Consider the following 19,077-nt stretch of genomic DNA (forward strand, 5'->3'; position numbering starts at 1 on the left):
GACCTCCCCAGCGTCGACCCGGCTCCCCGGGCCACCCGGCCGGACCGGGTAGCCAGACTATACGCAGAGGTCAGCGGCGGATTCGACGGAATTTTCCCGTCGTGCCACCGAGCGCCGGAGCCGGAGCCGGATGGGAGAATGGCGCGATGCCTGCCGCCGGCCGTACCCACATCCTCTTCGACTTCTTCGGCACCCTGGTCGACTACTCGGCAAGCCGCACCGAACAGGGCTACCCGGGCTCGCACGCCCTGCTTCGGGGGCTCGGCGCCGACCTGGGCTACGCCGACTTCCTGGCCGCCTGGTCAGCGGCCTTCGCCGACTTCGACCGGCGCAGCGCGGAGGACGACTCCGAGTTCTCGATGACCGAGGTCGGCACGGCGTTCCTGACCGATCTCCTCGGCCCGCCGCCGGCAGCGGACGACGTCGAGGCGTTCACCCGGGAGTACGTCCGGGAGTGGAACACCGGCGTGCGCTACCTCCCCGGCGTTCCCGACCTGGTACGCGACCTGCATCGTGACTACCGGCTCGCGGTCGTCACCAACACGCACCAGCCGGACCTGGTCCCCGGTCACCTCGCGGCGATGGGGCTGGCAGACTACTTCGACGCCGTGGTCACCTCGGTCGAACTGGGCTGGTGCAAGCCACATCCGCGGATCTACGCGGCCACGCTCGACATCCTCGGCATCGACGCCGGTGCGGCGGTCTTCGTCGGCGACACCTACCGGCCCGATTTCGTCGGGCCCGAGCGGGCCGGCATCCCGGCGTACCTGATCGATCCGGAGCGCCGGGCACCGGTGCCGGCGGCGCGCCGGCTCGACTCGATCCTCGACCTGCCCGCCCGGCTGCGGACCCGGCAGGCCGATGACGACCGGCTCACCGGCTCAGCCCGCTGACCCGCACCCGGGAGCGGATGAGGTCAGGACTTCTCGTCGGGTACGCAGACCGTCAGCGCGCCGGGCGCGACCCGGGCCTTGAGCCGGGTGACCCGGTCGCGGGCCCCGCCGTCCAGCTCGTAGCTCATCGGTTCGGCGAACCGGACGTTGATCTTCCGCCCCCGGGTGATCCGGACGAACGGCGAGGAGTCGGAGCGCCCGACCGCCATCCGGCCGAGGGTACGGGCCCAGTCCAGCACTCCGCTGGCGGTCGCCACGCCCACCTCCAGACATCCGTCGTCGGGGTGGGCGTCGTCGAAGGCCGGGATGCCGCCGGTGATCGTGCCGACGTTGCCGAAGAGTACGCAGCTCGCCTCCCCCTCGAACCAGTCCGCGCCGTCCACCCGGATCCGCATCCGGGTCGTCTCGCCACGTACGTGCCGCAGCCCGGTCCAGACGTACGCCAGCCGACCCAACCGATCCTTCAGGTCGCGGTCGGCGTCCCGGATCAGTTCCCCGTCGAAGCCCGCGCCGGCCATCACGGCGAAGTGTTCGCCGCCGAGCCGCCCGAGGTCGATCCGGCGGCGCGACCCGGTCAACCCGATCCGGACCGCCTCGGCCAGATCCTCCGGGATGCCGAGGTTGGTGGCGAGCAGGTTCGCCGTACCGGCGGGCAGGTTCGCCAGCGCCGCGTCCGAGCCGGCCAGCGCGTCCGCGCAGCGCTGCACCATGCCGTCCCCGCCCCAGACGAAGATCAGCTCGGCGCCTCTGTCGAGTGCCTTGCGTACCTTCTTCGGCGCCTTGCGGCTTTTCGGCACCTCGTACCAGAGCAGGTCCTCGATCCCGGCGCCGCGCAACCGGGAGCGGAGTTCGTCGAGCCCGCCGCCGAGCGACTTCTTCCGGTGCGCGACGACCGCGACCCGGGCCACCTGGGCCGGGGTCACGGCCGGTCCGGGTGTCGGGTCGGCGGCCGGCTCGGCGCTCAGCGTCGTACTCATGGCGCTGGTCTTACCCAGCGGCCCCGGCGGGCAAGCCGGTAGCCAGCGGCCCCGGGCCGCCAAGCGGTGCCTGGCGGCCCGGGCGCCGGCCGCGCCTTCCCGGCAGGGATCAGAGGGTACGGGCGAGCCGATCGGCGAGCAGCCGGGTGAACCGGGCCGGGTCGCCGAGTTCACCGCCCTCGGCGAGCAGCGCCATCCCGTACAGCAGTTCGGCGGTCTCGGCGACGGTCGGGTCCTCGCTACGCTGCTCGTACGCCTCCCGCAGCCCGGTCACCAGCGGATGCGTCGGGTTGAGTTCCAGGATCCGCTTCACCGCCGGCATCTCCTGTCCCATCGCCCGGTACATCTTCTCCAGGGTCGGGGTCATGTCCTGGGCGTCGCCGACGATGCAGGCCGGTGAGGTGGTCAGCCGGGACGACAGCCGCACCTCCTTGACGTTCTCCGCGAGCTGGGTGGTCAGCCAGCCGAGCAGGTCGGCGAAGTCCTTCTGCCGCTGCTCGCGCTCCTTGCCCGCGCTCTCCTTCTCCTCGTCGGTGTCGAGGTCGACCTGTCCCTTGGCGATCGACTGGAACTTCTTGCCGTCGAAGTTCGGCACCGCGGAGACCCACATCTCGTCGACCGGGTCGGTCAGCAACAGCACCTCGTAGCCCTTGGCCCGGAACGCCTCCAGGTGCGGCGAGTTCTCGATCATGGTGCGGGACTCGCCGGTGGCGTAGTAGATGTCGGTCTGCCCCTCCTTCATCCGTTCGACGTACTGCGCCAGCGTGGTCAGCCGCTCCGGATCGTGGGTGGAGGCGAACGAGGAGATCTCCAGGATGGTGTTCTGGTTGTCGAAGTCGTCGAGCAGGCCCTCCTTGACCGCCCGGCCGAACTCCGACCAGAAGGTCTGGTAGCGCTCGGCGTCACCGGTCTGCATCTCCTTGACCGTGGAGAGCACCTTCTTGACCAGGCGCCGGCGCATCAACTGGATGTGCCGGTCCTTCTGGAGAATCTCCCGGGAGATGTTCAGCGACAGGTCCTGCGCGTCCACCACGCCCTTGACGAAACGCAGGTATTCCGGCATCAGCTCCTGGCAGTCGTCCATGATGAAGACGCGCTTGACGTAGAGCTGCACGCCACGCTTGGCGCCCCGCATGAAGAGGTCGAACGGCGCGCGGGACGGGATGAAGAGCAGCGACTCGTACTCGAAGGTCCCCTCGGCCCGCATGTGGATGGTCTCCAGCGGGTCGGTCCAGTCGTGGCTGAGGTGCCGGTAGAACTCCTTGTACTCGTCCTCCTTGACGTCGTCCTTCGACCGGGCCCAGAGCGCCTTCATCGAGTTGAGCGTCTCGATCTCGGTGGTCGTCTTGCCGTCGCTGTCGGTCCGCTCCACCGCCGTCCGGATCGGCCAGGCGATGAAGTCCGAGTACCGCTTGACGATTTCCCGGATCTTCCACTCGGCGGTGTAGTCGAAGAGCTGGTCCTCGGAGTCCTCCGGCCGCAGGTGGAGGGTTACCGAGGTGCCCTGCGGCGCGTCGTCGACGGTCTCGACCGCGTAGGTGACCCCGCCGTCGGATTCCCAGCGGGTCGCGGTCGACTCGCCCGCCCGCCGGGTCAGCAGGGTGACCTTGTCGGCGACCATGAAGCTGGAGTAGAAACCCACCCCGAACTGTCCGATCAGGTCCTGCGAGCCGGCCGCGTCCTTCGACTCCCTGATCTTCTCCAGGAGTTCCGCCGTGCCGGATTTGGCGATGGTGCCGATGAGGATGATGACCTCGTCCCGGGACATGCCGATGCCGTTGTCCCGGACGGTGAGGGTGCGCGCCTCCCGGTCGACCTCGATCCAGATGTGCAGATCGGAGGTGTCGACCGTCAACTCCTTGTCGGAGAATGCCGCCAGCCGCAGTTTGTCGAGCGCGTCCGAGGCGTTGGAGATGAGTTCCCGCAGGAAGATGTCCTTGTTCGAATAGATCGAATGGACCATCAGCTGGAGTAGCTGCCGCGCCTCGGCCTGGAACTCGAAGGTTTCGGTTCCGGTGCTCATGTGACCCCTCCACGAAAATGCCCACTGCCGACAGGGAGCGACGCCGGTGATCCTGCCCCGTACCGGCGATGCGCTCGGCGATAGCCGGCGCCATCCTAATTAACGCTTCCCCGAGGCCGGAAGCCGGGGGATTTCGGGCTCCCGGACTCCTGGGACGCCGGACGCCTGGGACACCCGGACGCCGAATCCGACGCCGGACCGGCGTTGTGTGATCCTTGAACCGGTCGTCCGACCCGGCCACCGGGCAGGGTTGTCCCGACCAGGCGGAGGTTCGCGGACGTGCTGGAGTTTCGGCTGCTCGGCGACATCGACGTCCGCGTCGACGGGCACCTGATCGAGATGGGGCCGGCACGCCAGCGCTGCGTGCTGGTCGCGCTCCTGGTCGAGGCGAACGAGCTGGTCTCCGTCGACCAGCTGCTGGACCGGGTCTGGGGTGACCGCCGCCCGCAGCGGGCCCGGGAGACGCTCTACAGCTACCTCTCCCGGCTGCGCAACCGTCTCTCCCCCGCCGGGGGCGTCACGGTGCTGCGCCGTTCGGCCGGCTACCAGCTCACCGTCGAGCCGGACACCGTCGACCTGCACCGGTTCCGGGCACTGGTGCGGCAGGCCCGGGACGCCCCGGACGACACCGGGGCACTCGGGCTGTTCGACGAGGCGCTCGGGCTGTGGCGGGGCGAGGCGTTCGCGCACCTGGAGACGCCATGGCTCAGCACCCTGCGTACCGCCGTGGGGCAGGAGCGGTTCGCCGCCGAACTCGACCGCTGGGACGTCGCGCTGCGCCGGGGCCGGCACGCCGCGCTGCTACCGGAGCTGACCCGGCGGGCCGGTGAGCATCCGCTGGACGAGCGCCTCGCCGGCCAGCTCATGCTCGCGTTGTACCGCAGCGGACGCCAGGCGGACGCCCTGGAGCACTACACCCGACTCCGGCACCGACTCGCCGACACCCTCGGCGTCGACCCCGGCCCGGAGCTGCGCCGGCTGCACCTGCGGATGCTGCACACCGACCCGGCACTGGCCGGCCCGGCCGGCGGCGGCACCGGGGTCGGCCCGGCCGGCGGCACCGGGGTCGGTCCGACCGCGCCGGCCCGGCCCCGCCCGCACCAACTGCCGCCGACCGTCGCCGACTTCACCGGCCGCGCCGACGCCGTCGGCTGGCTGGAGACCAGCCTCACCGGCCCCGCCGACCGGCTGCGGGTCGTCGCGCTCTCCGGGCCGGCCGGCGTCGGCAAGTCCAGCCTGGCGTGGTACGCGGCACACCGGCTGCGCCGGGAGTACCCGGACGGGCAGCTCTACGCGGACCTGCGGGGTAGCTGGCCGGACGGGGCCGACGCGTTCGCCGTGCTCGGGCGCTTCCTGCGGGTACTCGGGCTGCCCGACAACCTGCACAGCGACAGTCTGGAGGAGCGCGCCGGCCAGTTCCGGGACGCGGTGCACGACCGGCGGCTGCTGGTCGTACTCGACGACGCCCGGTCCGCCGCACAGGTCCGGCCGCTGCTGCCCGGCGGTGCCCCGGGCGCGGTGATCGTAACCAGCCGGACCCGGCTGACCGGGCTGGAGGGCGCCGCCCACCTGGGACTGGCGACCTTCACGCCGGACGAGGCGATCCGGCTGCTGGAGCGGATCGTCGGGCCGGACCGGGCGAGAACCGAGCCCGACGCCGCCACGGAGATCGTCCGGCTCTGCGGCTACCTGCCGCTGGCGGTACGCATCGCCGCGGCCCGGCTCGCCGCCCGGCCGCGCTGGCGGCTCGGGCAGCTCGCCGAGCGTCTTCGCGACGAGCTTGGCCGGCTCGACGAACTCGCCACCGACGACCTGGAGGTGCGGGCGAGTCTCGGGCTCAGCTACCGGGCCCTGGCCGAACCGGCCCGCCGGATGCTCCGGCTGCTGAGCCTGCTCGACGCGCCCGACGTACCGGCCTGGACCGGGGCCGCGATGCTCGACGTGCCGCCGGCCCGGGCGGAGAGCCTGCTGGAGTCGCTCGTCGATGCCTGCCTGCTGGAGCTGCTCGACCCGGCCGGCGGCGAGCCCCGGTACGGAATGCACGACCTCGTCCGGCTCTTCGCCCGGGAGCGGGCCGCCGCCGAGGAGTCCGACGAGGTCCGGCGGGCCGCCCTGGAGCGGGCCTTCGGGGCCTGGCTGACCCGGGCGGAGGCGGCGGACGCCGGGCTTTCGACCCGGACGCTGGCCCGGATCTCCGGTCCGGCCCGCCGCTGGCCACCGGCCGCCCCGGCGGGACCGGTGACGGATCCGCTCGGCTGGTTCGACCGCGAGCGGCCGGCGCTGGTCGCCGCGATCCGGCAGGCGGCCGGACTCGACCTGGCCGATCTCGCCTGGAACCTGGCGGCAGCGACGCAGCCCTGCTACGAGTTGCGCGGCCTGTACGACGAGGCGCGACAGCTCCATCAGGCGGCGCTGCGGGCCTGCCGGCGGGCCGGAGAACGGCGCGGTGAGGCGGTGCTGCTGCGCAACCTCTCCGACCTGTGGGCCTCCCGGCCCGGCGCCCTGTTGCGGGACAGGCTCGACGCGGCCGAGACGGCGCTGCGGATCTTCCGGCAGGTCGACGAGCCGCGCGGGGTGGCCGACGCACTCTGGCTCTGCGCCGACGTGCACCGGGTCACCGGCCGGCATCCGGCGGCGGCACCGCTGATCGCCGAGGCGTTGTCGATCTCGGTCGACGTCGGTTACCAGCTCGGCGAGTGCCACGCGCTGGCGCAGCGTGCCATCATCGCTCGGGAGCAGGGACACGACGAGGTAGCCCGGGAACTCGGTCACCGGTATCTGGACCTCGCCCGCCGCATGGGTGCCCGCCGGGACGAGAGTGTCGCGCTGACCCTGCTCGGCCTGACCTACGCAGAACTCGACCTGCCCGAGCCGGCCCAGGAGTACCTGCGGCAGGCGGTGGCGGTCGCCCGGGATCCCAGTGACGAGGTGCAGGAGACGTACGCGCTGGCTCGGCTGGGTCAGCTCTACGCCGTACTCGGCCATCCGGCCGCCCGGCACACCCTGGCGGTCGCACTGGCCCGCAGCCAGGCTGACGCCCTGGTGTTCGGCGAGGCGATCTCGTTGATCGGGCTCGGCGAACTTGAGTTGATCGACAGCCGTCCGCGCCGGGCGGTGGCGTTGCTGCGCCGGGTGCTCCAACTGCTCGGGGATGCGCGGTCGCACTTCATCCGGGCCCGGACGCTGACCGTACTCGGGCACGCCTACGCCAGCGTCAACGACACTTCTTCCGCCGAGTCGGCGTGGTCGGCCGCTTACGCGCTGTACCAGCAGATCGACAACGACTCGGCGGCGAGCCGGCTGGCCGCGCTACTGCCCCGGATGTCGGCGCAGCGGACCGTCCGCTGACCGCCCGGCCGTCGCGGCGGCGTGCGTGGCGAGGCCCGCCGCGACCTTGCCGATGAACCGGCCGAGTGCCAGCCGGTAGAGCCAGCCGGTCCCCGGCACCCTGGCGGAGAAGGTGGAGTGCCAGCGGATCGAGGTGCCGCCGCGCTCCGGGGTGAGGTCGACGTCGGCCCGGTAGTCCCGCAGCGGCAGCCCGGAGAGGAGTTCGTAGCTGAACCGTCGGTCCGGCACCCGCTCCACGACCCGCTCCCGGCTGGTCACCCGGCCGGTCCGGAAAACCCGGATCGCGCCGACCCCCTCCGGCTCGTCCGCGCCGGGGCGCTCCAGCTCGAAGGAGCCCAGCGGCGACCAGGTGGGCCACCCGGCCCCGTCGACCAGCAGCGCGTAGACCACCGCCGGGCCGGCCGTGGTGTGCACCCGCACGTCGATCTCTTTCCGTGCCACGTCACGCCCTCCCCACTCCTGTACCAAGTGGTACGTGTACCGTATGGTACATGCCTGGTCAAGTACGGGAAGAACTGCTGTCCCGGGTCGTCGAACGGATCGCCGAACAGGGCGTCGGCGCGCTGAGCCTGCGCCGGCTGGCGGCCGACCTCGGCACCAGTCACCGGATGCTGATCTACCACTTCGGATCCAAGGAGGGACTGCTCGTCGAGGTGGTCCGGGAGATCGAGCGCCGGCAGCGGTCCGCGCTGGCCGGTTTGGAGTTCGACCCGGCCAGCGCACCGGCAGAGGCGATCCGGAGCATGTGGCGGCGGTTGGCCGTCCCGGCGCTGTGGCCGTACGAGCGGCTCTTCTTCGAGCTGTACGGCCAGGCGCTGCAGGGTCATCCGGGCACCACCGCACTGCTGGAGGGGGTGGTGGAGAGTTGGCTGGACCTCAACGTCGAGCTGGCCGCCGGCCGGGGCGTACCGGCCGAGGTGGCCCGGACGCACGCCCGGCTCGGCCTGGCGGTGGTCCGGGGACTACTGCTCGACCTGCTCGCCACCGGGGACCGGGCCGGCACCGACGCTGCCCTGGAAGCCTTCGCCGCCAGCTACGAGGCGGGCCTACCGGTGCCGCCCGCCCGGTAGCTGATCCCGCTCCCGGCACATCAGAGCGGTTCGATGGTGTAGCGGACGCCGGTGAGAAGTTCGGAACGCCCCCACAGGTGGGCGGCGAGCGTGCTGTCGCGGGATGTGCGGCTTGAACGGACCAGCGTCGGGTAGCCGCTGCGCTGCATGAACCCGTCCGGCCCGACGCAGGCGCCGGCTCCGACGCCGGGCGCGGTCGCCGCGTACAGCATCGGCAACGCGCCCATCTCAGGACTCTGCGCAGGCCCACCGGCGAGGAGCTTGCCCTGCAACGACCTGTCCCGGCGCATGCCCTCGGTCGCGGCGACGCCGGGGTGAGCTGCCACCGACATGGTCCGCCGACCCGCTGCGGACAACCGTCGTTGCAGCTCGTAGGCGAAGAGCAGGTTGGCCAACTTGGACTGCGCGTACGCCAGCCACCGCTGGTAGCGGCGGCGTTCCCAGTTCAGATCGTCGCGGATCCTGCCGAGGACGTGCAGGCCGCTGGAGACGGTGACGACGCGGTCGCGTACGCGGTTGATCAGCAGGCCGGTCAGCACGAACGGCCCGAGGTGGTTGGTGCCGATGTGCCGCTCGAACCCGTCCGCCGTGGTGCCCTTCGGCACCGCTACACGTCGCCGCTCTGCACGCCAGGGCTCGCGTTCCGGATGCGCGCCTCTCCTGTGTGGGTAGAACGGCTCGCGCCGCTGCGGGCTGGCCGGGTGCGAGGGCGCCGGCCCGCCCAGCGTCAGCGGGCCGGAAGGTCCCGGACGAAGGAGCGCCAGGCTGCCGGGCCGAAGGCCAGCGCCGGCCCGGCCGGGTCCTTGCTGTCCCGCACCCCCACCACACCGGGCAGATTGCGGGCCACCTCCACACAGGCGCCGCCGTTGCCACTGCTCCGGGAACTCTTGAACCACTCAGCGCCGGTCAGATCCATTTCTCCGCCATCTCCCTGTCACCTCGGTGGACTGCCGCATCCGCCCCGCCGTAAGGAAGGGCCCCCTCCTATCGTTTTCTGGTGTAGAAGGGGCCCTTCCTTGCACCGCGGGTCAGCGGGTCGGGACGTCGCGGACGAAAACCCGCCACGCCGCCGGGCCGAAGGCCAGCGCCGACCCGGCCGGGTCCTTGCTGTCCCGCACCCCCACCACACCCGGCAGATTGCGGGCCACCTCCACACAGTTGCCGCCGTTGCCGCTGCTCCGGGAACTCTTGATCCACTCAGCGCCGGTCAGATCCATTTCTCCGCCACTTCCCGTATCAACTCGGTGGACTGCTGCTGCGGAAGCGCCTCGCTCCGGACGGCCTCCCAGGCCCGCTGCAACGCCGCCAGGTTGCCCGGTCCGTCGACCACCTGCCCGACCAACTGGTTGTCCAGATAGCCGGTCTCGGTGCGGTCCGCCGCCGTCGCGATCACGAACGGTCCGTTCAGCCCAGCGTACGCGCCGACGGTGGTGCGGACGACGTGCAGCCGCACGTGCAGCAGCGCGCCGACGGCGACCAGCGCCTCCAGTTGCTCACGCATCACCGCCGGCCCGCCGACCGGACGGTGCAGCAGCCCCTCGTCCAGCACGGCGGTCAGGTCCACCGGATCGGCCCGGGTCAGCACCGCCTGCCGGGCGAGCCGGGTGGCGAGGCGCCGCTCCATCTCCTCCAGGTTGGTCAACCCGGCGTCGGTGAGCACCGCTCGGGCGTACGCCTCGGTCTGCAACAGCCCCGGCACGACCAGCGACTCGTACGACCGCAGCGAGACGGCGGCCTGCTCGGCGGCCGACCAGTCGATGAACCACTGCGGCGAGCCGAGCCGGGTGGCGAGCCGGCCGAGCGCGCCGCCGGTCTGCAACGCGCCGTCGACGGCGTCCCAGAAACCCGGCGGTGGTTTGCGACGGCCGCACTCGATCATCGCAATGGTGGAGCTCGCCCACGGAATATGCCCCGCAAGATCGTCCTGCGTCATTCCGCGCGCATCCCGGGTCAGCCGCAACTCGTCGAGCAGATAGCGAATTCGATCATCCATGCCCACACCGTCCTCACAGGTCCGACCGGCGCGCCACACACGGCACACGATCTGCCGTGAGCACCCACGATGCGGCGCGACGCCTTCCGAGAATAGGGATCGACGGGCCACTGTGGAAGACATGCGCCCCCGCTCGATACCAATTCCGGGAAGAAAGTTCAGGGCCGGGCGAGGGCTGCCGCGGGGGCGACGCCGGCGGGGACGGCAATTTTCCCGGCGCCGCCCCCGCATCCAAATCTGGGAATCCCAGAAAGGGAGCACTCAATGATTCCGGTATCCCGAATTCGGGCGATCGTGATCCGGGCCGGGCGGACGAAGCCCCGGCACCGCCGGGACTGGCGGCGACTCTGGCGGTACTGCCGCTGCGGATGGCGCTGGCGCTGCCCGGACTCGGTCGAACTCGTGCCGATGCCGTACCCGCCGCCGCAGGGCAGCGGGCGGGCTGCGGTCGTACCGCCTGATCCGCCGCCGCCGGCCGGCGCGCTCGCGGCCGGCCGACCGCCGGACCCGCCGCCTCCGCCGCCCCGGGTCCGGACACCGGATGCACCCCGGACCCGTGGCCGGGCCGCGAACAGCCGCTTCCCGTTACGTAACTCGCCGACCCGCTCCCCCGAGGCCGGCCGGGCCGCTGGTCCGCAGACTCGCCCGGGCGACGCCGGCGCGTTGACCCCGGCCCAGACCCACCGCGCCGCCCCGGGCAGCCGGGCCGGAGGCGCGGTGCGATGAGTCGGCCCAGACCCGGCGCCCCCGGCATGACCTGGCCACTTCTCGCCCGTCGCCGCCCACACGTGCACAGCCGGCCGGCCTTCCGCTGCCGCGCCTGCGGGGCGAACTGGCCCTGCCAGCCGGCCCGACTCGTGCTGCTCGCCATGTTCCGGGGCGATCGGCAGGGCCTGCGGCTGCACCTCGCCCGCAAGCTGCTGACCGCCCTCGCCGACCAGCCACAGAGCGACGCCGTCACGCTGGCCGTACGTTTCCTCGGCTGGCTGCCACCGACGCTCTGACGCCTCGTCACCCGACCGGTCCCGCCCCGGGTCGCCGTCGCACTCCCCCCGCGGCGGCCCGGGGCGGGGCCTCGCCCGCCGGCCGTCTTCCCGCCGCGCTACCAGCGGCGGTTAGCCGACCGGTCAGGGCCTGGATTCGACTGAGGGTGAAGGCCGCCAGCTTACGTCCAATGTGGAGAGAGGGAAATTGATCAGTCGATCCGGTCGACCCGCATCGGTCGGGACGGTCACGTGTGCTGGCCTGCCGCCGGCTCAGGTGGCCGCCGGGCCCCTTCCCGGACGGGAAGGGGCCCGGCGACGAACGCACGGGGCCGCCGCCGCCCGCCCCGCCGCTACCGACGGGCGATCGGCGGACCGGCGGTCAGGAGACTCCGCAGGAACTCGCCGACCAGGTACGACTCGACTTGTGTGCCACATGGGTGTGGTCGCTGTGTCCGGGGTAGCCGGGGCCGAGGATCTCCCGCCAGCCGTGGTTGCGGGCCTGCTGGGCGAGCCGGCACAGGCTGTGCGGGCTGACGCCCAGGTCGACCGCGTCGCCGTAGAGGTGCCGGCTGGTGGCCGAGCCGCCGACCGCGTTGTTGCAGGCGTGGCTGCGGAACGCGCTGGTTACCCGGATCGGCTGGTCGCCGAGGGCGTGCCGCATGGCCTGGAGCTTCCACATGTTGACCAGGGCGTTGAACCGGGCGGTCGCGGCCGAGACCGCGCCACCGGACCAGTCCGAGTTGCAGTTGTTCAACTCGGCGTAGCTGAAGTTGACCGGGGTGCAGTCGTCGTCCTGGAGGGCGTAGATCCGGTTGAACGTCTGCGGGCCGGCGATGCCGTCGGCGCCCAGCCCGTAGGCCTGCTGGAAGCGGAGCACGGCGGCCCGGGTGGCCGGCCCGAAGGCGCCGTCGATGGTGAGCACCGCGTTGTAGCCGGGGTAGCCGGCGACCCGGATCTGCAACTGCCGTACGTCCTCACCGGACATTCCCTCCGAAAGGGTCCGGCCCCAGGTGTAGCAGCCGTCGGCCTGGGCCGGGCCGGCGGTGGTCACCGTCCCGACGAGGGTGGCCGCGGCCGCCATGCCGAGCGCCGCGAGGATTCTGACGGTACGTCTGAACAAGGGGTCCTCCATACCGAGCGGGGGTTGAATATCGACGAGGATGGCTGCCTGCCGATCACAAGTCAATATTTTCCGGCCATCTTTTACCGCTCGGCGCTTTCCTTCACCTGCCGGAGATCGGACCCGCTTCCGGCGGGCGCGGTTGGCCCCGTGGCGTTCGGCGCGGACGCCGGCCCGAAAGGCGCTGATTGCGCCATTAGCCTGCGAAGGCGCCCCACCGGGTCCGATCCTGTAGCCGTGGCGACGTACGAGTACCGGTGTCCCCGGGACGGGATCTTTCCGGCCCGGTTCCCGATCGGGCAGGCTCCCGCGCGGGTCCGCTGCGCGACCTGCGCGGCGGAGTCCACCCGGGTCTACTCGGCGCCCTCGCTGCACGCCATGCCGCGGCCACTGGTCGCGGCTCTCGACCGGGCCGGCCGCAGCGCCGAAGCACCGGAGGTGGTATCCCGGGTTCCCGGCCGACGCGGCGCGGCGCCCCGGCCGGTCCATCCCGGGCACGCCCGTCTGCCACGACCCTGACGGGTGAAAGGGAAGCCGCGATGCCCGAGCTGTTGTTTCCACTGGACTCGACGAAGAAGTTCACCGAGCAGGAGGTGATCGGCCACAACCGGTGGCATCCGGAGATCCCGCCGGTCGCCACCGTCCGGCCCGGCCAGACGTTCCGGGTGCACTGCCGGGAGTGGTTCGACGGCGCGATCCACAACGACGACTCGGCCGAGGACGTCCGGGACGCGCCGCTGCAGATCGTGCACGCGCTCAGCGGCCCGTTCTCGGTCAGCGGCGCCGAACCCGGCGACCTGCTGGTGGTCGACATTCTCGACGTGGGACCGATCCCGCAGGAGGACTCCGGTCCGCTCGCCGGGCAGGGCTGGGGCTACACCGGCATCTTCGCGAAACAGAACGGCGGCAGCTTCCTGACCGACTACTTCCCCGACGCGTACAAGGCGGTCTGGGACTTCTTCGGGCAGCAGGCGACCTCCCGGCACGTACCCGGGGTGACCTTCACCGGGATGATCCACCCCGGGCTGATGGGTACCGCACCGTCCGCGGCGCTGCTGGCGAAGTGGAACGAGCGGGAGGGTGCGCTGCGGGCCACCGACCCGGACCGGGTACCGCCGCTGTCGCTGCCACCGCTGCCGGACGGCGCGATCCTCGGCTCGCTGACCGGCGGCGACTTCGACCGGGTGGCGGCGGAGGGGGCCCGGACCGCGCCGCCCCGGGAGAACGGCGGCAACCAGGACATCAAGAACATGACCAAGGGGACCCGGGTCTTCTACCCGGTGTACGTCCCCGGCGCCAACCTGTCAGTTGGCGACCTGCACTTCTCCCAGGGCGACGGCGAGATCACCTTCTGCGGTGCGATCGAGATGGGCGGCTTCATCGACCTGCACGTGGACGTGATCAAGGGCGGGATGACCATGTACGGGGTGTCGGAGAACGCGATCTTCCTGCCCGGGATCGTGGCTCCGCAGTACAGCCAGTGGCTGGCCTTCTCCGGCATCTCGGTCAGCACCGAGGGCGAGCAGCACTACCTCGACTCGCAGCTCGCGTTCCAGCGCGCCTGCCTGCACGCGATCGACTACCTGACCCGGTTCGGCTACAGCCCCGAGCAGGCGTACCTGCTGCTCGGGGCCGCACCGATCGAGGGGCGCTTCTCCGCCGTGGTGGACATCCCGAACTCGTGCGCGACGGTCTACCTGCCGACCGCGATCTTCGACGTCGACATACGGCCCTCGGCCGCCGGGCCGGCCCGGGTCGACCCGGGCCGGGGAGCCCCGAAGGCGACCTTCTGACGCCGAACGGATCTCCTGCACGTCGCCAGGGCCGGTGGGTCACGGCACAGCCGCGTCGGCACGCCGGGCCCGGGTTACCGCCGCCTGATCGCCGGAAGCTCCCATGCCCAGCAGGGCGACGACCGACAGCGCACTGAACACCGTCGCCAGGGCGACGGCGGCCCGCATCCCGCCGGATCCGTAGGCGGCCAGAGACCACGCCAGCGTGGCCAGGGCGGGCCCCAGCGCGAAGCCCATGGTGCGGGCGAGGCCGGTCGAGGCGCCTGTGGTCGCCAGCAGGCGCCGGGGCGCGTGACCCATCGCGTTCGCCATGTTGGGCGCGTTGAACAGGCCGTTTCCGCAGCCGGCCAGGAACAGCCGCCACGCGACATCGGTGGGGCCCCAGGAGTCGTCCATCGGCAGCAGGAGAGCCAGGCCGACGGTGAAGATGACCGCCCCCAGGAGGGCGGTTCGCCGGTGACTCCACCAGTCACCAAGAAATCCGCCGACGGGTCCCATCACGGCCATGCCCACCGGGAACGCCAGGATCGTGACGCCGGCGGCCGACACCGACTCGCCAAGTTCCCGCTGCATGAAGTACGGGACAATGAAGAAGACGGTGCCGATCGCCGTTGCGGCCGTGGCCAGGGCAACATGCGGTCCCACCTCTCCCGGGGCACGGAAGAGATCACGGACCGCGCCGCTGACGGGCATGCTTCGCCACCGGAGAAGCAACGGGATCCCCACGAGCGCCAGCGCCATCCACACCGGACCGTCGCTCGCCGTCAGGGAAAGTGCGAGCAGCAGCGCGGCGACCGCTCCGCTGAGCAGGAGGGCCTCGGTGAACCAGGTGCGGTCGGGGACCCGCAGCGGCGCGCTCGGCGGTAGCGTGCGCAGTCCGACCACCATGACGAGGAGGCTCACCGGCACGTTGACGAAGAAGATCCATGGCCAACCCACCCCGTCGACCAGGATGCCGCCGAGGCCGGGCCCGCTGATGAGTCCGATCGGGCCGAGGGTCGTGATCAGGCCCATCGCGCGCCCGCGGGCCGATGGCCGAACGGCCGTCGTGGCCAACGTCGGAACCAGCGAGAAGAGCAGCGCGCCGAAGGTTCCCTGAACCAGTCGCGCCGCGATCAGCCAGGCCGGGCCGGGTGCGAGCCCTCCGGCGACGCTGGCCAGAGCGAAGCCGGTGAGCGAGAACATCAGGGCCGGGCGTCGCCCGACACTGTCCAGCCACCGGCCGCTCGGCAACGCCAGGCCGGCGAGTGGCAGCAGGTAGGCCAGCATGACCCACTCGGCCATGCTGGTCGCCATCGTGAAGTCATGCTCGATCGCTGGCAGCGCGACGTTGACGATGGTCATGTCGACCGATGCCATGAACACGGCCAGGCCGGCGGCGGCCACCAGCCACCACCGGTTCTCGTCCCCGTCGGGCTGCCTCACCCGGCTGCCAGTCCGGTCAGTGCTGTCGGCCATGGTGCGATCTCTCCCTGCTCGTTGTGTCTCTGGCTCTCCGCCCGCCGCCGCCCCCACCGGAGCCGGCACCGCTGCCGGTGGCGGTCAGGGTGCGTCCGGCCGGTGCACGGGTTGGAACAGTTCGATGAGGTTGCCGGCCGGGTCGGCGAGCAGGATCTGGCGTCCACCGGGGCCGGCGACCACGTCGCTGCGGAACGACAGTCCCGTGCTGCGCAGCCGGTCGATCTCGTGGTCCAGGTCATCGACCATGAGGTGGATACGGTTGCGTCCGGCGGTGGTGGCGCCGTCGGGGGTGGCACGGGCGCCGGAGCTGGTCGGCCCGGACAGCAGCAGCCGCAGCGGGCCGCGCACGACGTCGGCGAAGGCGGGCGCGGCGCTGGTGTGCAGCGTGAAGCCGAGATGAGTGGTGTAGAAGGCGATGGCCGCTTGGACGTCATCGACGATGTAGCGGACGCTGGCCCGCTGGTCGGGTGCGTTCACGACGTATCTCCCCTTCAGGATCGGATGGCGGTGAGGACGGGCAGCAGGTGTCTGACCCGGGTGTCGATGTCGGCTGCGGTGCGCTGGAAGGCGGGGTAGCTCGCCTCGTCGGTCTCGCCGGTCGTGGCAGGGTCGGGGATGCTCCAGTGCACTCGCCGGGGGTGGTCCGGAAAGTCGGGACACACCTCGCGCGCCTTGTCGCAAAGGCTGATCACGTAGTCGAACCGGCGACCGGTCAGGGTGTCCCAGTGCCGGGGGCGCTGGCCGGTGAGGTCGAGGCTGAACTGCTCGTGTACCACCCGTACGGCGTTGGCGTGCAGGTGCGGCCTGGGCCGGCTCCCGGCGCTGGCCACCACCACCTGGCCGTCGGTGTGGTGCCGAAGCAGGGCCTCGGCGATCGGGGACCGGGCGCTGTTCCCGGTGCAGACGAACAGCACGCCGGGGCCGGGTGCGCCCCGCAGGTCCACCGGGGGCGTACGCGGTGTGGCGGGTTCCCGGCGCAGCGCCGGATGCAACGCGCTGCCGGTATCGGCCAGCGCGTCCGCGCAGCGGTCCAGATCCAGGTGGTAGTAACTGTCGCGGCCGTCGAAGCTGCTGCGGTTGGTGGTGACCAGCCCGCCGTCGCGCAGGAGTCGCAGGTGGTAGGAGACCAGGTTCTGCGGCTCGCCCACCAGGGTCACCAGTTCCCGGACCCGGTAGTCACCGGCCGCCAGCTCGGTCAGCAACCGCCACCGGAGCGGATGGGCGGCGAGACGTACGAACGCCGGGGCGGCTTGACTCGACATCGTCACCACCGAAAAGTACATCAAGTCGAAGTGATGTATCAAGTCGGTTTGATGGAATGGCGGTGTCGTGGAGTTGGCAGACCCGCCCGACGCGATGCTGGTCGGGTCTGGGTCCGCAATGGCTAGCGCCGACGGCGACGCTGCGATGCCTGTCCCGGGTGGTCGGCCCGCTCGGCAGCCGGCTCGACCAGGCGTAGCCGCCGGGTGGCCGGACCGACGGTCAGCCGCTGCCCCCAGGCCATCGTCAGGTGGTCCGTCTCCAGCCCGTCGGCGAAGACCACCAACCGCTCCCGTTCCGCGACGATTTCCAGCGTCTCGTCCGCGCCGAGCCGCCCGGCGGTGAGCGACGCGCCGGTCGCCGGGGACGGCCACGCCTCCCGGACGAACCAGCACAGTGCCGGTTCGTCCGGCACCGGCAGCGACGGCACGGTCGCGCGTTCCCGGGCGATCGAGGCACACCAGCCGGTGGCGCCGGTCCCGGTGCCGACCACCAGCCCGGAGGAGGACTGGCGCTCCCGCCGGCCGTCGGCGGTGCAGAGCAGGTAGCGCGCCGACTGGTGGCCGGGGTGTCCCGCGTAGACCTCGTTGAGTCCGATCAGCTCCTGGCCGTCGTCCAGCACGGCCCGGACCATGGTCCGCTCGCGGACCGGCGCACGCCCGGCGACCACCGAGGGAAGCAGCCGGGTGACCGCTTCGGGTCCGAACCGGACGAGTACCCCGGCATTCTGTCCCGGCTCCGGGTCCACCCCGATCACCGGCTGCCCGTCGAGGTACTTGGCGACGTTGGCGACCAGCCCGTCCTGGCCGACCGCCAGCACGATGTCCTCGGCCGCGAACGGGAACCGGGCCAGGTCGTCCCGGTCCACCCGCCCCCGCCGCCAGTCCGCCGGGATGGCCGCCCCGACCGTGGTCAGCGCCGCCTGCAGCGCCTCGTGCCGGGTCACCACCTCGGCCAGGTCGCGCCCCCGCTGGCGCAGGTAGTAGCCGGCGGCGGCCCGGGTGCCGTGGTGGGCCAGCAACTCGTCCAGTTCGCTGCGCCGGCTCACCACCACGACCCTCGGCGCCAGCGTGGCGCTCACCGGGACAGCCGGGCCAGCAGGCCGGTCAGCACGTCCGGGGTGACGGTGAGCTGACCGATCTCGGGAAGCTGCCCGGCGACCTCGCGGAGCGCGAGCGCGTGCAGCACCTCCGGCGGCAGGTCCCGGTACGCCGCCAGCCGGGCCGCCTCCGCCTCGGCCTCGGCGAGGCCGACCACGCGTACGCCGTCGGCCTTGGCACCGGCGAGGGTGCGTTCCTTCTCCGCCTCGGCGCCGGCCAGCACCCGGGCCCGTTCGGCCGCCGCCGCGTTCGCCACCTTCTCCCGCTCGGCCCTGCCCTGGGCCACCGCCAGCTCGGCGGCGGCCTCCAGCTCGACCTTGCGCCGGGAGTTGGCACCGTGCTGCTCCACCAGCTGCTGCTCCCGGCGAGCCAGCTCGATCTTGTTCTGCAACTCGTTCTCGGCGATCGCCCTCTCCTGCTCGACCGCCTGCGCCCGCCGGGCGTAGGTGGCCCGATCTGCCTCGACCTGCACCGTCTCCCGGGTCGGCGTCTGGAGCGCCCGTTCCATCTCCGGCTCGGGCCGCACGGCCACCACCCGGGCGCTGACCACCGAGACGCCGACGTCGGTCAGCCGGGCCTCGTCGCGCAGCGCCGCCGAGACCGCCTCGCGGACCGCGGCGATGTCGGTCAGCGCCTCGGCCAGCGGCACCCGGGCCAGCAGGTCGAGGGCCGGCTGCTGGGCCAGCTCGGCCAGCAGCGTGGCAACCTGGTCGAGCGGGCGGCCCCGGGCGACGCCCTTGTACGGGTCGACCGAGAAGTCCAGCCGGCTCGCCGCGAGCGCCGGGTCGGCGATCCGGTACGTCACCGTCGCCTGCACGGTGACATCGGCGAAGTCGCTGGTCCGGGCGTGGAACAGCAGCGGCAGTTCGCGGTCGTCGACCGGCACCTCACTGAGTACGCCGACCAGCGGCCGGTACCAGAAGGACTGCCCGACGCCCTCGTGTCGGACGCTGCCCCGCACGGAGTGCCGAATCCACGTGGTCGGCGCTCCGCGCAGGTGTCGCAGGAACAACCGTCTGGTCACGTCGGCCATGACGCGCCCCCTCCCCTGTT

General features: G+C 72.0%; 20 protein-coding genes. 7 read left to right on the top strand and 13 right to left on the bottom strand.

Annotated features, from left to right (window positions below):
- Positions 1 to 146 precede the first annotated feature (146 nt).
- Positions 147 to 893, top strand: a complete 747-nt coding sequence (locus ABNF97_RS27855) for an HAD family hydrolase (RefSeq protein ID WP_349340350.1) — start codon at positions 147 to 149, stop codon at positions 891 to 893.
- Positions 894 to 916: 23 nt separating this feature from the next.
- Here the strand turns inward: ABNF97_RS27855 and ABNF97_RS27860 are convergent, their stop codons facing one another.
- A complete protein-coding gene (locus tag ABNF97_RS27860; RefSeq protein ID WP_349340351.1) occupies positions 917 to 1,870 on the bottom strand; it encodes a diacylglycerol/lipid kinase family protein in 954 nt (317 codons plus the stop codon).
- A 109-nt stretch (positions 1,871 to 1,979) separates the two neighbouring features.
- On the bottom strand, positions 1,980 to 3,893 hold the full coding sequence (gene htpG, locus ABNF97_RS27865; protein WP_349340352.1) for a molecular chaperone HtpG: 1,914 nt from the start codon (positions 3,891 to 3,893) through the stop codon (positions 1,980 to 1,982).
- Between the two features lie 279 nt (positions 3,894 to 4,172).
- On the opposite strand from htpG, the gene ABNF97_RS27870 reads away from it, so the two are divergent.
- Positions 4,173 to 7,241, top strand: coding sequence for an AfsR/SARP family transcriptional regulator (locus tag ABNF97_RS27870; protein WP_349340353.1), 3,069 nt, complete (start codon positions 4,173 to 4,175; stop codon positions 7,239 to 7,241).
- Here the strand turns inward: ABNF97_RS27870 and ABNF97_RS27875 are convergent.
- Positions 7,203 to 7,682 carry an SRPBCC family protein gene (locus tag ABNF97_RS27875; RefSeq protein ID WP_349340354.1) on the bottom strand — a complete coding sequence of 160 codons (480 nt, stop codon included), beginning with the start codon at positions 7,680 to 7,682 and terminating at the stop codon, positions 7,203 to 7,205. The two genes, ABNF97_RS27870 and ABNF97_RS27875, sit on opposite strands and share 39 nt — an antisense overlap.
- Before the next feature lie 50 nt (positions 7,683 to 7,732).
- Between ABNF97_RS27875 and ABNF97_RS27880 the strand changes: the two genes are divergently transcribed.
- Positions 7,733 to 8,311: a TetR/AcrR family transcriptional regulator gene (locus ABNF97_RS27880; protein WP_349340355.1), complete on the top strand. Its 579-nt coding sequence runs from the start codon at positions 7,733 to 7,735 to the stop codon at positions 8,309 to 8,311.
- Between the two features lie 20 nt (positions 8,312 to 8,331).
- Here ABNF97_RS27880 and ABNF97_RS27885 read toward each other — a convergent pair whose 3' ends face one another.
- The 4 genes from ABNF97_RS27885 to ABNF97_RS27900 all read right to left on the bottom strand — a co-directional run bounded on the left by ABNF97_RS27885 (position 8,332) and on the right by ABNF97_RS27900 (position 10,304).
- Positions 8,332 to 8,916: an SDR family NAD(P)-dependent oxidoreductase gene (locus tag ABNF97_RS27885; protein WP_349340356.1), complete on the bottom strand. Its 585-nt coding sequence runs from the start codon at positions 8,914 to 8,916 to the stop codon at positions 8,332 to 8,334.
- 122 nt (positions 8,917 to 9,038) lie between these two features.
- Entirely contained in the window at positions 9,039 to 9,227 is a 189-nt protein-coding gene (locus ABNF97_RS27890) for a DUF397 domain-containing protein (protein ID WP_349340357.1), read from the bottom strand.
- A 112-nt stretch (positions 9,228 to 9,339) separates the two neighbouring features.
- The gene (locus ABNF97_RS27895; protein ID WP_349340358.1) at positions 9,340 to 9,528 is read right to left on the bottom strand and encodes a DUF397 domain-containing protein; all 189 of its coding nucleotides are present in this window, start codon (positions 9,526 to 9,528) and stop codon (positions 9,340 to 9,342) included.
- On the bottom strand, positions 9,519 to 10,304 hold the full coding sequence (locus tag ABNF97_RS27900; protein WP_349340359.1) for a helix-turn-helix domain-containing protein: 786 nt from the start codon (positions 10,302 to 10,304) through the stop codon (positions 9,519 to 9,521). The genes ABNF97_RS27895 and ABNF97_RS27900 overlap by 10 nt, the downstream gene beginning before the upstream one ends.
- 264 nt (positions 10,305 to 10,568) lie before the next feature.
- Between ABNF97_RS27900 and ABNF97_RS27905 the strand changes: the two genes are divergently transcribed.
- Together ABNF97_RS27905 and ABNF97_RS34355 are read left to right on the top strand one after the other, a co-directional pair.
- Complete coding sequence (locus ABNF97_RS27905) at positions 10,569 to 11,030, top strand: hypothetical protein (RefSeq protein WP_349340360.1); 462 nt, start codon at positions 10,569 to 10,571, stop codon at positions 11,028 to 11,030.
- Complete coding sequence (locus tag ABNF97_RS34355) at positions 11,027 to 11,308, top strand: flavin reductase (RefSeq protein ID WP_502930557.1); 282 nt, start codon at positions 11,027 to 11,029, stop codon at positions 11,306 to 11,308. Before ABNF97_RS27905 ends, ABNF97_RS34355 begins: the two co-directional genes overlap by 4 nt.
- A gap of 361 nt (positions 11,309 to 11,669) precedes the next feature.
- Here ABNF97_RS34355 and ABNF97_RS27915 read toward each other — a convergent pair whose 3' ends face one another.
- Positions 11,670 to 12,410: a D-Ala-D-Ala carboxypeptidase family metallohydrolase gene (locus tag ABNF97_RS27915; RefSeq protein WP_130463325.1), complete on the bottom strand. Its 741-nt coding sequence runs from the start codon at positions 12,408 to 12,410 to the stop codon at positions 11,670 to 11,672.
- A 237-nt stretch (positions 12,411 to 12,647) separates the two neighbouring features.
- Here ABNF97_RS27915 and ABNF97_RS27920 point away from each other — a divergent pair, with 237 nt between their 5' ends.
- Together ABNF97_RS27920 and fmdA are read left to right on the top strand one after the other, a co-directional pair.
- The gene (locus ABNF97_RS27920) at positions 12,648 to 12,929 is read left to right on the top strand and encodes an FmdB family zinc ribbon protein (protein ID WP_130463326.1); all 282 of its coding nucleotides are present in this window, start codon (positions 12,648 to 12,650) and stop codon (positions 12,927 to 12,929) included.
- Positions 12,930 to 12,949: 20 nt separating this feature from the next.
- Positions 12,950 to 14,203 (top strand): formamidase, encoded by a 1,254-nt coding sequence (gene fmdA, locus ABNF97_RS27925; protein WP_130463327.1) that lies wholly within the window; start codon positions 12,950 to 12,952, stop codon positions 14,201 to 14,203.
- A gap of 39 nt (positions 14,204 to 14,242) precedes the next feature.
- On the opposite strand, the gene ABNF97_RS27930 is transcribed toward fmdA, so the two are convergent.
- From ABNF97_RS27930 to ABNF97_RS27950, 5 genes are all read right to left on the bottom strand, one after another.
- Positions 14,243 to 15,589: an MFS transporter gene (locus ABNF97_RS27930; RefSeq protein WP_349340361.1), complete on the bottom strand. Its 1,347-nt coding sequence runs from the start codon at positions 15,587 to 15,589 to the stop codon at positions 14,243 to 14,245.
- Between the two features lie 156 nt (positions 15,590 to 15,745).
- Complete coding sequence (locus ABNF97_RS27935; protein WP_349340362.1) at positions 15,746 to 16,141, bottom strand: VOC family protein; 396 nt, start codon at positions 16,139 to 16,141, stop codon at positions 15,746 to 15,748.
- Positions 16,142 to 16,155: 14 nt separating this feature from the next.
- Positions 16,156 to 16,926, bottom strand: coding sequence for an arsenate reductase/protein-tyrosine-phosphatase family protein (locus ABNF97_RS27940; RefSeq protein WP_130463330.1), 771 nt, complete (start codon positions 16,924 to 16,926; stop codon positions 16,156 to 16,158).
- A 122-nt stretch (positions 16,927 to 17,048) separates the two neighbouring features.
- A complete protein-coding gene (locus ABNF97_RS27945; RefSeq protein WP_349340363.1) occupies positions 17,049 to 18,005 on the bottom strand; it encodes a diacylglycerol kinase catalytic domain-containing protein in 957 nt (318 codons plus the stop codon).
- On the bottom strand, positions 18,002 to 19,057 hold the full coding sequence (locus ABNF97_RS27950; protein WP_130463332.1) for an SPFH domain-containing protein: 1,056 nt from the start codon (positions 19,055 to 19,057) through the stop codon (positions 18,002 to 18,004). The genes ABNF97_RS27945 and ABNF97_RS27950 overlap by 4 nt, the downstream gene beginning before the upstream one ends.
- Positions 19,058 to 19,077 lie beyond the last annotated feature (20 nt).

The organism is Plantactinospora sp. B6F1 (genome assembly GCF_040120695.1).
In the GTDB taxonomy this organism is placed as follows: Bacteria; Actinomycetota; Actinomycetes; order Mycobacteriales; family Micromonosporaceae; genus Plantactinospora.